Here is a 14759-nt window from a genome sequence, read left to right as displayed (position 1 = left end):
AACCGCTCCTCCCGCTCCCGGACAGGAGGGGCCCGACGACCTACATGGCCCCTCCCGTGGCGGTACCTTCGGGATTTCACCGCCCCCATGCAAAGACCTGACGGGCAACCTCCTTACCGACAAGCAGATTCAGAGCGCGACATGGAGTGAGCAACCCAAGAGCGCCACCCGAACAGCAGTCCAATGGGCGGCCTTCAATGCCGTTGCTGTGACAGGCGCCGATAATATTTGGCTGTAGGTTGCATTGACTGATGTGCCGAGCTGTCGCGATGGGGGTCGTGACCGGTACGGATGCATTGCAGTGGTCGGTGCAATTGCCGCGGGAGGTCTTGTGGCATCGAATGGGGGGTTGAGTGGGGCATCGCCGTGAAGTGCGTGCCGTCGGGTTACTACGGGCGGCGTACATGGCAGGCGGAGCCCGAGGGGGCGTTCCGTACCGACCCGCTGAGTGGCGGGTCCAACGTGACGCGGGGGACCGTTCCATGCCGTGGATTTAACGAAGAGGGCATTGGAACATCTCTTTTGGGGACAGGGTGGATCATTCTTACCAACAGTGGCAGGACGTGCTGGCCGAGGAGTTCTTCGGACGGCAGCACGCCGGCCACCCCACGCTGTTCTACGTCGACGACGACGTGGAGCAGGAGCTCAGGCACGGATACGGCCTGGACGAGCCCCTCGCCCGGTGCGTGGGCAGGTTCCTGCGGCTGGGGACCGCGGAACCGTACAGCGCTATGGAGGACTACCGCTGGCGCAGGCGGCAACAGGACAAGGACGGCGTGCCCGCCTTCCTGCCGCTGCTGGCTTGCTCGGTGATGGCCGCGTCCCGGATGGTGAACGACCGGAACCACCGGGCCACCGCCTACCACGCCCGTTTCTCCGAGCTGCTGACCGGTGACGAGAGACAACTCGGCAGCCACCACTACGAGCCCATCTCCCGCATGTGGCAGGTTCTGGCCTCGTGGCAGCACAGCCAGAAGGGCGCGCGGGGCCTGTGCACCCTTCCCGCCCCCGCCGACCTGCCCTCCAACCGCAGCATGATCGGGTACGCGCAGTCCCAGGCGCTCCTCAGCGGCGCGGACCGCTCCTTCATGCCGAAGCTCTTCCGGTCGTTGCGGGAGTACGGCACGACCTGGCCGCTGCCGGGGGAGACGCTGTTGGCCCAGATCGAGATCCGGGGCATGGAGCAGCACTTCTCCAAGGGCTTCCGCAACGCTCTGCAGGAGGAGGAGTTCCGCCCCTTCCTCGCCAAGCTGATCGGAAACTACGCCGCGTCCTGGGACGGTTCGGACGAGCTGGTGCCCACCGGCGTCACCCGGGCCGAACTCCTGGTGCGGCTCGACGCGGGGCGGCTCAGCTGGGTGGCGCGCCTGCGGTCCGCGGAGCAGGAGAAGCGCATCGAGCTCAAGGGTGGCGTCGTCCTCGAACAGCTCGGCGACACCGCCTACTACGGGGTGACGGGCCTGCCCGCCCCGAACGCCGACACCCTCGCCAGAGGCATTCGCCGGGACGGGGACAAACTGGTGCTCAGCCGGCCCTCCTGCTCCGTCCTGGTGCTCGCGCGGGACGACGTGCTCGGCGTTTGGACCACCACCGACGCCTTCCGCCCCGCAGAGGCACACGTGGTGCTCGCCGCCCCGACCGCGCAGCGGGATGTGCAGCGGCTGCTGGACAAGGCCGCGACCACGGGCCGGAGCGCCGACACGAGCAAGCTGGCCTGGGTGCCGCAGGGCTGGTCCATGCACAAGCCCGTCACCTTCGACGACGCCGTCACCCTGCGTCGGGCGCTCCAGGAGGTCCAGGGCGCGGTCGGCCTTCTTCAGCCCCCGGCCCAGTTCAAGCTCCGCCTTGAGGGTGGGCTGAAGCTCGCACCCTCGCTCGATCCCCACTTGTATCTGCGCGGAGGCGAGCCTCATGTGATCCTCCCGGATGCCATGGAGCGCACGGGAACACTGCGGGTCGACGGAAAGGAGCGGCCCGAGCTCGGGAAGGCGATCGCCGCGGGCCGCCCCGTCCCCCTGGCGGCGCTCCGGCTGGAGCCCGGCCGCCACACGGTGAGCTATGCGGACACGCAGATCGGATTCGCCACAGCGGACCAAGCCGTCGTCGAGCCGAAGATGACCAAGGTCTGCGGCTTCACCGTCCTGGATGGCAAGGCGTCGGAATCACCCTCCCTCCTCGGCGAGCAGGCCCTGCCGACCGGCATCACCGGCGCCGACTGCACGAGCGCCATGCCCCGGCGCGCGGCAGCCGTCATGGAGCTGTGCCGTCGGGACGCGGACGCGGTGCTGTTCGCGGCGGCCGACGGACGGCTGTGGACGGTGGAGGTGCCGGAGCAGCCGGACTGGTGGACGGAGCGTCTGCCCGACACCCCCGCCCCGCTCCGCTTCGAGGCCGAGTTCCAGGGCATCGGCGGCTGGCTCCTGGAACGCCGTAGCGGACGCTGGAAGGGTCACCCGGTGAACCCCGGAACACCGAAGCCGAAGAGTGCCGGCAACCCGCGGGCGTGGGCCCGCGCCGTCCTCAACGCCCACCAGGCGTCCGTCGAGCCCTCGTGGGCCGAGTACGTGCAGGCCGCGAAGGAGCTGGACCGATGACGGGACCGACGAGCAGCACCGAGTTCGGTGGGATCCTCCTGCGCTGGCTGAGCGAGAGCCGCAGCGGCAAGGCGTCCGCACTGCGTGACGGGGTCCGCAGCCAGGCCCAGGCATGGGGCCTGAAGCTGAAGGAGTACGCCGACTGGGACTGGATGCGCAAGGCTGCCGCCCTCGGCTTCATCGACGTGGACCTGCGCGCCGACCGCTGGTCGGTGGCCCCGCCGGTGCTGACCCGGCTGCCGCACGCCGACGGCCTCGCTCTGCTGACCGGTGCGCGCACCGCGCAGATCAGCACGCGCGTCGAGGAAGCGGCGCAGGAGTGGATGGAGCTGATCACCGTCCCTCACCGGCCGGAGGCCGGTGAGGGACCGCTGCCCGACACCCTTCTCGTTCAGTACGAGGACCCGCGGACCCTCCAGGTGACCGCGCAGTTCCTCGGGGCGCGTTACGTGCCGTGTGCCGCCCAGCAGCTGACGGAGCTGATCCCGCGGGCGGAGCTGGGCCCCGAGGCCGCACCGCCCGGTGGGAGCACCACCAACACGCTGGAGAAGTACGACCTGCGCCTCCAGCGGTTCGTCCCCGTGGACAGGGATGACGAGGACGGCCTGTACCGGTGGCGCGGAGCCGACTACGCACGCCTGACCCGCGTCCGCCGCAACGGCGTCTTCCATGCGGTGGAACGCGAGACGAGCATCTACCTCGAACTCGCCCGCCACCGTATCGGCGTGATGCGATGGCTGCCGGAATCCGGCAAGGGCCGTACCCGCATCGGCTGGCTCTTCGTCGACCGCTACGCACCCCTGCCCGCACTGCACGAGCGCGCGGCCGTCCTGTGCAGCGGCTTCCCGCCCTCGGTGGGCAAGCAGACGCGGACCCGTGCATACGACAACGTGCCCAGGGCGCTCGCCGAGGCGCTCGCGGCCTCGCTGCATCAGAACCTGGAGATCGCGCCGCGATCGGTGGCGGCCACCGGCGGGAGGACCAAGTGAGCGTCGACCAGCAGACAGCGGCGATGACCAACGCTGACGTCCAGGACGTCATCGGTACGTTCGACGACCTGCGCAGCGCCCTCTTCCGGTACTACGACACCCCGTTCGGCGTCGATGATCGTTCCGTCATGGAGGAACGGCGCAACCTCCTGGACCGTGACAACGGGGCCTGGCGTGACCCGCTGATCGAGCTGCGCCCGCAGTACGCCTCCCGGGGCGTCGGCGTCGCGGACTCCTTCGCCGAAGCAGGGGCGCACCCCGATGCGGCCGAGTTCGCCCGGTTCACGCTCCCCGACGGCGTGACCAGCCTCTACCAGCATCAGCACGACGCTTTGGTCGCCGCCTGCGAGGGCAAGGACTTCGTGGTCACCGCAGGCACCGGTTCCGGCAAGACCGAGTCCTTCCTGCTGCCCGTCCTCGCCGACCTGGTCGCCGAGTCCGCCCACTGGCCGGGCACCCGTGCGGTGCAGCGGGAATGGTGGCAGGGAGACGGGGCATACGTGCCCAGCCGACAGAACGAGCACGGGCATCCCGCCGCCATGCGGGTGCTGATTCTCTATCCCACCAACGCCCTCGCCGACGACCAACTGGTCCGGCTCCGGAAGTCGCTGGACAGTCGCGAGGCCCACGCATGGCTGGACCGCAAGCGCAACGGACACCGCTTCTACTTCGGCCGTTACACCGGAGCCACCCCCGTCTCCGGCAGCCCCGATTCCGAGCCGGCCAACTTCCGTCTCCGGCGGTACCTGCGGGAGGTCCAGGAACAACAGCGCAAGGCCGACGAGAAGCTCAACGAGGAGCTGCGGCCCTTCATCCCGCGCCTTGGCGGAGCGGAGATGCATGTCCGCTGGGACATGCAGGCCGCGCCGCCGGACATCATGGTCACCAACTACTCGATGCTGAACATCATGCTGCTCCGCAAGCAGGAGGAGCACATCTTCCGCGCCACGAGGAAGTGGCTGGAGGAGACCCCGGACGCCCGCTTCACCCTGATCCTCGACGAGCTCCACATGTACCGCGGCACGGCCGGCACCGAGGTGGCCTACCTGTTGCGCAACCTCCGCCACCGCCTCGGCCTCGACAAGAGCCCCGAGAAGCTGCGTGTGCTCGCCGCCTCCGCCTCCCTGGAGGCCGGCCGGGACGACGAGTTCCTCGACGGGTTCTTCGCCCTGCCCGGCTCCCGGCGCGTGATCATTCCCGGAAAGACCAAGGAGATCCACGGCGAGGGCGACCTGGCCGCAGACGCCGAACGCCTCGCGCAGGCCGCCGAGGGCCCCGTCACCCAGGACGAAGCCGTCGCCCTGGCCCGGGAGACCGGCCTCGGCCCGGCACTCCAGCGCGCACTCACTCCGGGCGGCAAGCCCCGCGCCCTGCCCGTCCCCGACCTGGCGAAGAACCTCTTCCCGGACGTCCCCGAGGAACAGCGCAAGGACGCGCTCCACGGTGCTCTGCGCATACTCGGCTCGGCACAGGACCCCGAACTTCCCCAGCTCCGCGCCCACTTCTTCTTCCGCAACATCGAGGGCATCTGGGCCTGCTCCGACCCGAACTGTCCCGACATCCCCGTGGAGCACGGTTCCGAACGGCGGGTCGGCCGGCTCTTCGCCGAGCCCACCTCCCGCTGCACCTGCGGCGCCCGCGTACTGGAGCTTCTGTCCTGCCAGGCCTGTGGTGACCTCATGCTCGGCGGGTACGCGAGCCCCAAGGACACCCGGCGTCGCAAGTTCACCGGTGCCCTCCACACCGACTTCCCGGACCTGGACCTGCTCCCCGACGAGGCCAGTGGCGCCCCTACGGCGGCGAACTACGTCGTGTACTGGCCGCGCACCAAGAGCCTCGGCCTCGACGACCCCGGCTGGCACGCGGGCCTGTCCGACGGCGGCCCCCAGGTCGAGTTCGAGTTCCGCCGCAGCGCCTACCAGCCCGCCACCGGACGACTGGAGAACCGGGACGTCCAGCACACCGGATGGTCGTTCCACATCTCCGTGCCCCTGGACAAGGAGGGCAGCAAGCCGGCCTACGACCCGGCCCGACTGCAGGCCTTCCCCACCCGCTGCCCCGCCTGCGGTGACGACTGGGAGATCAAGTACGACCGGGACGGCCGTTTCATCCCGCTGGAATCTCCCGACCGGCTGCGCAACGCGCCGGTCCGGCGGATGCGCACCGGTTTCTACAAGATCAACCAGGTGCTGGTGACCGAAGCCCTCGGCCACCTCCCCGACGGCCGGCGCAAGGCGATCGCCTTCTCCGACAGCCGTGACGACGCCTCCGAGCTCGCCAGCGGTCTCGCCCTGCGCCACTACCAGGACCTTCTGCGCCTGCTCAGTGCCCGGGCAGTCGAGAACCAGGGAGATCCGTTCGCAGACCTTCAGCTGGTGAAGGCCCACTACGCCGGGGAAGCCGTCGACCGTGCCGGTGCCCGTTCCGCCATGGAACGGCTGCGGGACCGCAACCCGGCGGACTGGGGGCGCCTGAAGGCGATCCTCGCCGACGACCTCGACGCGGAACCGCAACTCCTGCCCGACCTGGAGCGGAAGTTCTCCGAACTGCCCTCCCTGGACGACCTCGCCTCCGACCTGGAGGGCATGCTGCTGAAGTACGGCACCAACCCCGCCGGTCCCGCGGCCTCGCTCCAGCAGACATCGGCCGGACAGCCCTGGACCGCCCTCTACAACTGGGAGCGTGACCGGGAAGCGGTGGTGGAGACCCAGGCGCAGGAGGAACTCCTCAACCGCATCCGTTCCCGTCTCCGCCTCGAGACCATCGGAAGCCTCTTTTCCGGCGGCGGCCGTGACTTCGAATCGCTGGGACTCGGCTGGCTCTGCCTGCGCGACGACCGCTCGCCGCTGGAGATCGGCCCGGACAGCGATCAGGCCGTGGCGCGTGCCAGCCTGCGGATTCTCGGCCTGATGCGGCGCTTCACCCGGATACGCGCCTCTCTGCAGAGGCCGCCTGCGCCTCTGAAGCGTTTCTGGAAGCAGGTCGCCGAACGTCAGGGCACCGATGTGCAGACGATCGAGGACCGGGTGCTCGGCGTCTGGAAGGACGCCGTGGTCGACTACGTCATCAAGCCGGAGAAGGTGGCGCTCCGCCCCGGCGTGCACAAGACCTGGACGTGCCGCTCCTGCCATCGGCCCCACCTTCACCCGGGCGCGGGGCTGTGCACCAAGTGCCTGACCCCGCTACCCGCGGTGCCCCAGCAGTACAGCGGAGTCCTCGAGGACGACTACTACGCGTGGAAGGCCGCCCACCGCACCGGTGACTTTCCCCTGCGCACCGCCGAGCTGACCGGCCAGACGGACCGGCTGGAGGCCCAGCGTCGGCAGAGCCTCTTCCAGGACGTCTTCCTCGGCGACAACGACGTCCCGCAGGCGGACGGCCTGGAGCTGCTCTCCGTCACCACGACCATGGAGGCCGGTGTCGACATCGGCCCCCTCAACACCGTGATCATGGCCAACATGCCGCCCACCCGCTTCAACTACCAGCAGCGCGTGGGGCGTGCGGGCCGGCGCAACAGCCCGGTCGCCGTGGCTCTCACCGTCTGCCGCGGCCGCAGCCACGACGAGCACTACTTCGCCCGCCCGGAAGCCATCACCAACGATCCCACTCCGCCGCCCTACCTGGTCCTCGGCATGGCCTCCGTCTTCCGGCGGGTCCTGCTGGGAGAGGTGCTGCGCCAGGCTTTCGAGCCCCTGCAGCCGGAGGACCGCCGGAAGGGGCCGGACATGACGACCAACGTGCACGGACCGTTCGGCCTCGCCGCCGACTGGCCGACGCATCGCGGTGCCGTCCGCCGCTGGACCGCCGAGCACCCGGACCGCATCAGAGCCGCTGCCGCCGCCCTCCGGGCCGGAACACCGCAGAGCATCGCCGCCATCGACCCGGTGGCCGCCATCGACGAACTCCTGGGCCAGGTCGACGAGGTGGCAGCCCGGACGGTCGGCCACTCCGATCTCAGCCAGCGTCTGGCAGAGGCGGGTCTCCTGCCCATGTTCGGCTTTCCGACGCGCTCCCGCCTTCTCTACCGCAGCATCCCGCAGAAGACCTTCCCCTGGCCGCCGGCCGACTCCGTCAACCGCGACCTGGCCGTCGCCCTCAGCAAGTTCGCCCCGGGCAGCGAAACCCCGCAGGACGGCCGTCTGCTCCGCTCCATGGGAGTGGTCTCCCTCGTCCCGAGTGGTCGCGGAGTGCAGACCACCGAGGACCCGTTCGGACCGGAACAGCTGGTCGCCATGTGCCGGATCTGCTCCCACGTGGACCCGCAGGCTGTCGTCGACCCGGAAACCGGGAGCGCCGGCACCTGCCCCGCCTGCGGCGCGGAGAGTAAGTACTACAGGGCCGTCCCCTTCCGGGAGCCCGCAGGTTTTCGGGCCGCTCGCGAGGCACGGGACTACGACGGCTACCGGGAGCTCGGCTCCAACGCCACCAGCGCACGGACCGCCACCGACCTGGAAAAGACCGCTCCGCGCATCCACCGCGCCGCCGACGACTGGATGGTCGTCCACACCGGCAGCGGCGACCGCTACATCGTCAACACCAATGCCGGAAAGCTCTTCCGCTTCGTCAAGAACACCGGCCCGTGGGGCGGATACGTCGCTCTGGACCATCCCAAGGCGGAATCCGACCTGGAGATCGCCCTGGGTGCCACCCAGCACACCGACATGCTCTTCATCGGGGCCAAGGGCGCCCTCGACACGCACCGGGGCCTCCGCTTCGACATCTCGAAGTCCCAGCAGATCGACGGCTTTCCAGAGGCCTACCACGGCCGGCGCGCCGCCTGGTACTCACTGGCGGCCCTGCTGCGCCGCGCCGCCGCCCCGCACTTGGACGTGCAACCCGAGGAACTCCTCAGCGGCATCCACGGCTCGGACGCGCCGGTGGCCGCTCCCGTCATGGCCTACCTTGCCGACAGCCTCGACAACGGCGCAGGCTTCAGCACCCACCTCGGTTCGGAGGAACACATCGAGGAATTCCTCCAGGCGGTCGACCGGTACGTGCGCGACCTAGAGGCCGACCAGCATGCGCACAACTGCCGTAGCTCCTGCTACGCCTGCCTGCGGGACTACTCCAACATGCGCCTGCACCCCCTCTACGACTGGCGGCTCGCCCGCGACCTGGTCGAGGCCCTGCGCGGCCGGAAACTACGGATCGATCCGGACGAGCACGCCGTCCTGCTCAGGGGTTGGGCGGATGAGGAACCCACCGTCAGCCTCAAGGAGACCGCTGCCGGACCGGTGGCGCTCTTCACCTCGGACTTCACCGGCGAGCCCGTCGCGGTCGCCGTCAAGCATCCGCTGGAGTCCGCCATCGACGCGTGCGCGAACGAACGGCTCCAGGCCCTGCGTGACGAGGTCCGTGCCGGTGGGCTCGCCCCCAGGATCGCCTTCGCCGACTCCTACAGCCTGGACCGGACCCCTGCCGCGGTGATCGAGCAGGTGCACATCTTTGCGGAGGAACTTTAGTGACGGCAGGAATCCCGCTGGGCGCGGGCCAGGACGAGCAGGGGCGCCTGGAGGAGCTGCGGCAGCGCGAGATCGCCCGCCGCCTCGCGCTCCGCCAGGCCCGCGCCCAGGGCCGGATCGGCGGGAAGGCCCCGCAGGGCGCGGAAGCCACCGGCGGCCCCGCTCCGGTCGTTCCGGCGCAGAAGCAGCCGGAGCCGGAACCGGCCATGCCCCAGCCGTTCCCGGAGGGCTTCACCGACCGGCATGCCTGGGAGCGCGCCCGCACGTTCGCCGAACTGGCGCTGCCCGACGCGCTGAAGGAGGAGACTGGGACGCTCTCCGCGCGGAAGCTGGCGCGGGCCGCGGCCGATGCGGCGTCCCGGCAGGACGACCCGGTCAAGGGTGTCTCCCTGCTCGTCATGGCACAGGACCACGGGCTGGACGTCTTCGACGGTCGGCTCCATGACCGCGCCCGCGCTCTGCTGGCGGACAAGCCGCTGCCACTCCTGGGGGAGCCGGGCAGCATGTGGGAGATCTACCAGGACGATCGTCGCCTGATGGAGACCAACCTGCCGGCCCCAAGGCAGAGGGCGCTTCTGGCGAAGCTTCCTCGGCCGCTTCTCGACGACTACATCGACGAGGAGTGGATCGGCGCGGTCCCCGAACGCGACGGCACCTCCCGTGCCGCCTACTTCCGCGCCCGCCTGGACCCGGCGTCCCTCACCGACGAGGAGATGGACCTGTTGGCCTGGCCCCTGGAACGGGAGCGCCGGGAGGCCGGCCCGGGAACCGAACCCGGCCGTGACTGGCCGCAGGACTGGCGTCTGCTGGTGAGGCTGCAGGCCAACGATGCCAAGGCCATCGCCGAGGAGTGGACCGATCTCCTGCCGCCGACGCAGAAGCTCCTGGACGCGCTGCGTGAGGTGCGGCGGACCGCAGAGGCCCCGGACGACCTCGTCGCCGACGAGCGGCTGTGGGTTCTCCTGGAGCGGATTCACCCTCGCGTGCACAGTGCGAACAACAAGAGGTTCAACGGCTGGATCGGCGTGCGGACCCTGATCAGGGCCGTGCGGCAGATGCACCGTGCCCTCCTCCATGGGGACGACGAGACAGCGGAGCAGCGGAGGAAGGCGGCGCTCACCATGGCCGCGAAGCTCCGGTACCACTCGCAGTCGGTGCGCTGGGAGGCTCAGAACGTTCAGGCCTACCTGCGCGCCGGCCGGGAAATGGCGGAGTCCCTCAAACTCCTGGAGCAGGACGCCGAAGGCCGTCCCCCGGTGCGGGACCAGCTCGGCGGAAGTGCCATAACCACACTGCGGAAGAATCGGGACTTCCTGGAAGACCGGGCTCTCGGAGAACGCGACCAGCCGCTCAACCCCTATCTGGTGCTTGGTGTGCCCGACGAGGCGGCCGACTGGAAGAAGGCCTGGCGAGCCCTGAGGAAGGAACTCGACGACACCGGCCGCGTCCGGATCAACCGAGCCAAGGACGTGATCGAGAAGGCTGAGCGGGAGCAGCAGGAAGTACCCTCGTTCGCCGTCCCGCTCGCCCAGCACCGCTGGAAGGATCCCACCGGCACGAGCCACCGGCTGGAACTCCCGCCCGAGCCTCTGCGGAGGCTCACGGAGCCGGCTTCGTACAGTGACCGTGCGTGGTCCCGCAGCGAGGCGGCCCGAGAAATAATCACCAAGGCGGCAGAACGCCTCTCGTCGGCTGCTGAAGACACCGCAGCCCTTGAAAACCCAGAGAGCAGCACATCGTGAGCAACAGCGCCGGTAAAGGCGACAGTGGTTCCGGCCCCCGTGACGGATCCCGGCAGAACCGGGGGCGTGGGCCGAACAGCGGAAGCGTGCGGAGTCGTGGTGAGCGCAGGGCGGCCGAGACTGCTCCCTGGCGATTCACCGAGAGTCACTTGCCCGAGTTCACGCCGGGGACCCTGGACGCCGCCGCGATCCTGAAGTCGGTCAACGACACGCTCCTGCCCGTGGTGGAAAGGGAGCTGGAGGAAGCGACGGAAAAACTGGGCGCTGCGCTGGCTGACAAGGAGACTCAGACCGATCTGGTCTCCGCGTTCCGAGCCGAGCTGATGCGGCGAGTGCTTCCTCAGTTCACCGAAGCGGTACGCAAGGGCGTGCTGGAGAGCATCCGCACGCGTCAGATGCACCTGGCCCAGCTGGCCGTCCTGCACCGGCAGGCGCTGGACGCGAAGACCTTGAGGGCGATGCTGACCCGCCTCGACCACGAGGCGGCGAAGGCCGGCCTGGAGATCGTCGGTGACACCGGCGATCAGTCGCTGTTCAACGTCGTGGAGGACCAGCCAGGTGTGACGCAGAAAGGCCCGGTCGCCTTCGAACTCGTCGCGCCGGCCTACATCGACAAGGAGTCCGGGAAGCTTGTCGAACGTGGCTGGCTGCGAGCCGTTGCCAAGGTCCCAGCCGAGGAAATGACGCGTCGGCAGAGGCGCAGAGCAACCCACGGCGAAGCTGAGAAGAAGCAGCCGGAGAAGGAGGATCCTGCACAGCAGGAGAGGAAGAAGCACCACCGGGGTCAGGAGCCCCAGAAGCAGCAGCAGAGGGGCAACGGGCGGCGGAACGACGGGCCACGTCCCCGCACCGGAGGAAACGGGGACCGCCGAACGAAGCAAAGGGGAACGCGATGACTTTCGGTATCGACTTCGGCACCAGCAACTCGGTGGTGGCCCACTGGAACGGGCACACCACCGAAGTGCTGCCGGTCGACGGCGACAACGTGCCCGCCCAGTGGCAGATGTCGGAGTTCGAGCAGCTCTTCCCCTCCGTGCTGTCCGTCCGCGATCTCCAGCGCACCCTCTGCTTCGGCTGGGAGGCGAAGACCGGCACCAGTGAACCGCTCGACGCCGTGAAGCGCATGCTCGGCACCCGCTCCGGTGCCGAGAAGGACGGCGACGTCGACGGCCTCGAGGTCGCAGCCCAGCTGGAGGAACACCACGTCTGGGTGGGCTCGGAGAAGTTCCACAGTACGGTCGCGGCCGCCTCCCTCTTCAGCCGGATGAAGGAAGGCGTCTCCGCCCAGCTGCTCGACCTCTCCGACGCGGTCGTCACCGTCCCCGCCAACGCCACGGGCGGCGCCCGCTACCGCACCCGCGCCGCAGCGGCGCTCGGCGGAGTGAAGGTCCGGGCCCTGCTCAACGAGCCCACCGCGGCTGCTATCTCGTACGCCCACGACGTCCCGATCCCGGGCCGTTTCCTCGTCTTCGACTGGGGCGGTGGCACCATCGACGTCACCGTGCTCGAATACGACGACGGCCTCTTCGAGGAGCAGACCTCCCGCGGCATCACCGCTCTCGGAGGTCTGGAGTTCGACAACGCGCTGGCCCAGCTGATCCAGCAGAAGATCGGCCTGACCGCCAACCGGCTCACCAAGGCCGAACGACGCCGGTGGCGCCGGTCGGTCGAGCTGACGAAGATCGCCCTGTCGTCCGTGCCGATGGACGGCGCGCTCTTCTTCGACCTCCCGGTCGGCCTCGCACCCTCGATCTCGAGGCGTGAGGTCAGGATCACCGCGGCCGAGTACACCGAGGCGATCACCCCGCTCGTCACCCGCGCCCTGGAGCCGGTCCAGCAGGCCCTGGCAGACCTTGCCATCACACCGGAGGACATCGACTCCGTCCTGATGATCGGCGGCACCTCGCAGATCCCCCAGGTGCGGCACGCCTTGGGGGAGCTCCTCGGTCATGACCGCATCGTCGACAGCGGCCTGTGCCGGCCCATGACCGCCGTCGCCCGAGGTGCAGCCATCTACGCGGCCTCCCTCGACGGTGAACTCGGCGACGACAGCGATTTCTCCCTGGTGACCAGCTACGACCTGGGCACGGCTGTGAGCGCGGGGGAACAGAAGGGCTTCCGCGCCATCATCCGGCGCAACGCGACGCTGCCTGCGGAGGGTTCGGCCAACTTCTACCCGGACACGCCGGGCGCCTCCTTCGTGCGCGTGCCGGTGATCGAGGGGGAGGTCGGCTACCCGGCCGACAGCGACCGTGCCTTCCCGCTGGCCAACATCGAGGTGGATCTCCCGACCCGCGAACAGGACATCCGCCGGAACAAGATCGAGATCAAGTTCCGCTACAACGAAAGCGGCATCCTGCGCTTCACCGCCACCCACGCGGCTACCGGCAAGCAGCTCGCCGAGCGCGAGATCGATTCTTTCGGCCCCGACGGCACCCCTCTGCAGCACGGCCTCGACGACGAACTGACCCGCCTCTTGGCCCACACCGTCCGCCCGTTCGCCGACGGCTCCTCCAACGTCCGACACTTCTCGGCAGCCGAATCAGCCAACGCCCGCCCCGCACCGATCGACATGTCTGTGCGGACGGTGGAGGCCGATCCGGCCATAACGGTCAACGGCGAGCCGCAGGGCGTGGTGACGAGGGGACTTTGACCAGCCTCCAAGCACTGGTGGCTAATTTGCGGGTGCGCCAGGAGCGACTCACCCTGAGTGCGTCGTCTCAAGTTCCTACGGTGCGGTTGCTTGTTCACACAATTGGATCGCCGGCCCGGCGGCGAGCGCTGGATCCGTGCCGGGGGCGTACGGATACGAGGGCTTGGGCCCGTAACCCAGTGCGGGCCCAATCCGGCACAAGAACCTGGCGTGCCGCGCTCTGTACCGTGTCACCGACCGAACCGCTCACTCAGGCCTGAGGGAACGACACCGGCCGACCCGTGCGGGGCATCGGGCTATTGCGGAATCGCGTTCAGTTCCGCAGATCAAGCCGCCCTTGCGCCCCTACGACCGTATCGTCAACGGTCAACTCACCCCTCGGACACTCGTCGTGGCGGTACGGAGTGGAGGGCCTCGACCTTGTGGTCGGGGTCCTCTTTCGTTGCGCTGCGGAGCTGTCGCCCGTCGCCGTGAGGGGCACGACCGACAGGGGCAGGCAATGGAGCTGGTGCTCGACCCGCCGCGCGGAGTCGCGCCGGTCCTGCTGGGCATGACGCTCGACGAGGCGCTCGCGGCGACGTCCGACTGGGGCGAGCCCCGCGTGCTGCGCCGCCCGGGCCGGAACTCCGCGAAGGCGTCCTGGACCCTCGACCACGTCGGTGTGCAGGCCTTGACCGAGCGCGGCACCCAGGTCACCGCGATCGAGTTGTGGTGGCCCGGCGAGGGGCGCACCTCCGGCACCCGCGTCCTGCTCGACGGGGACGACGTGTTCACCACCCCCGCCGGGACCCTCTTCCGGCGGGCGACCGAGCGGGGCTGGACGGTCGACGTGTCGCAGCCCGAGTACCCGGTGGTCCCAGGCGTGTCCCTGGGCTTCACCCGGCATACCTCCCAGGAGGTCGAGCGGGACGCCGACGGCCTTCCGAGGTACGTCACCTCGGTGCTGGTGGGCGGCAAGGAGTACTACGACCGCGGGAGGCAGGCGCGGGGCTGACCCCGGCTTGCCCGCCCCGGGACGGCGCGGGCCGTGCACGGCGCCAGGTGGTCACCGTGGAGGAGTGTCGTGCGGGCGGTGGCGTACGCGACGTCAGCCCCGGCGGCACCGCTCCCGAAGCTCCGTGAGGATCGCCTTCTCACGAGAGTTGACGTCACCGTCCACCGTGGCGACACGCTCCGCCGCGTCGAGGACGTCGCCGAGATCGCCCGGCTCGGCGTCCACGCGCTTCCAGACCTCGGCGGCGTCGATGTCGACGACCTGCGCGAGCTGCTCGTCGACCACCTCGTGCCGTTCCCGCACCAGCCTCACCAGATGCCGCATC

7 protein-coding genes and 1 pseudogene are annotated in these 14759 nt (G+C 69.5%); 7 read left to right on the top strand and 1 reads right to left on the bottom strand.

The window, feature by feature from the left end:
• Positions 1-533 precede the first annotated feature (533 nt).
• The 7 genes from IE312_RS10005 (at position 534) to IE312_RS09975 (ending at position 14434) form a co-directional block, all read left to right on the top strand.
• Positions 534-2594, top strand: a complete 2061-nt coding sequence (locus tag IE312_RS10005) for a hypothetical protein (protein ID WP_189980416.1) — start codon at positions 534-536, stop codon at positions 2592-2594.
• Positions 2591-3583 (top strand): hypothetical protein, encoded by a 993-nt coding sequence (locus IE312_RS10000; protein WP_189980414.1) that lies wholly within the window; start codon positions 2591-2593, stop codon positions 3581-3583. The genes IE312_RS10005 and IE312_RS10000 overlap by 4 nt, the downstream gene beginning before the upstream one ends.
• A complete protein-coding gene (locus tag IE312_RS09995; RefSeq protein WP_229899458.1) occupies positions 3580-9045 on the top strand; it encodes a DEAD/DEAH box helicase in 5466 nt (1821 codons plus the stop codon). The genes IE312_RS10000 and IE312_RS09995 overlap by 4 nt, the downstream gene beginning before the upstream one ends.
• Entirely contained in the window at positions 9045-10787 is a 1743-nt protein-coding gene (locus IE312_RS09990) for a hypothetical protein (protein ID WP_189980413.1), read from the top strand. The genes IE312_RS09995 and IE312_RS09990 overlap by 1 nt, the downstream gene beginning before the upstream one ends.
• 149 nt (positions 10788-10936) lie before the next feature.
• Positions 10937-11683: a hypothetical protein gene (locus IE312_RS09985; protein WP_189980412.1), complete on the top strand. Its 747-nt coding sequence runs from the start codon at positions 10937-10939 to the stop codon at positions 11681-11683.
• Positions 11680-13440, top strand: a complete 1761-nt coding sequence (locus IE312_RS09980) for an Hsp70 family protein (protein WP_189980410.1) — start codon at positions 11680-11682, stop codon at positions 13438-13440. The genes IE312_RS09985 and IE312_RS09980 overlap by 4 nt, the downstream gene beginning before the upstream one ends.
• A gap of 499 nt (positions 13441-13939) precedes the next feature.
• On the top strand, positions 13940-14434 hold the full coding sequence (locus IE312_RS09975) for a hypothetical protein (RefSeq protein ID WP_189980408.1): 495 nt from the start codon (positions 13940-13942) through the stop codon (positions 14432-14434).
• Between the two features lie 93 nt (positions 14435-14527).
• Here the strand turns inward: IE312_RS09975 and IE312_RS39440 are convergent.
• Positions 14528-14759: pseudogene (locus tag IE312_RS39440) on the bottom strand (hypothetical protein); the annotation flags it as partial.

It is taken from the genome of Streptomyces capoamus (assembly GCF_014654935.1).
Classification (GTDB): Bacteria; Actinomycetota; Actinomycetes; order Streptomycetales; family Streptomycetaceae; genus Streptomyces; species Streptomyces capoamus.
The sequence above is the reverse complement of the archived record's forward strand: the minus strand, read 5'-3'. Positions and strand labels throughout refer to the sequence as shown.

Coding starts and splice junctions, on each gene's coding strand:
- IE312_RS10000 (WP_189980414.1), top strand. CDS start 2,591: ATGACGGGACCGACGAGCAGCACCGAGTTCGGTGGGATCCTCCTGCGC.
- IE312_RS09980 (WP_189980410.1), top strand. CDS start 11,680: ATGACTTTCGGTATCGACTTCGGCACCAGCAACTCGGTGGTGGCCCAC.
- IE312_RS09975 (WP_189980408.1), top strand. CDS start 13,940: ATGGAGCTGGTGCTCGACCCGCCGCGCGGAGTCGCGCCGGTCCTGCTG.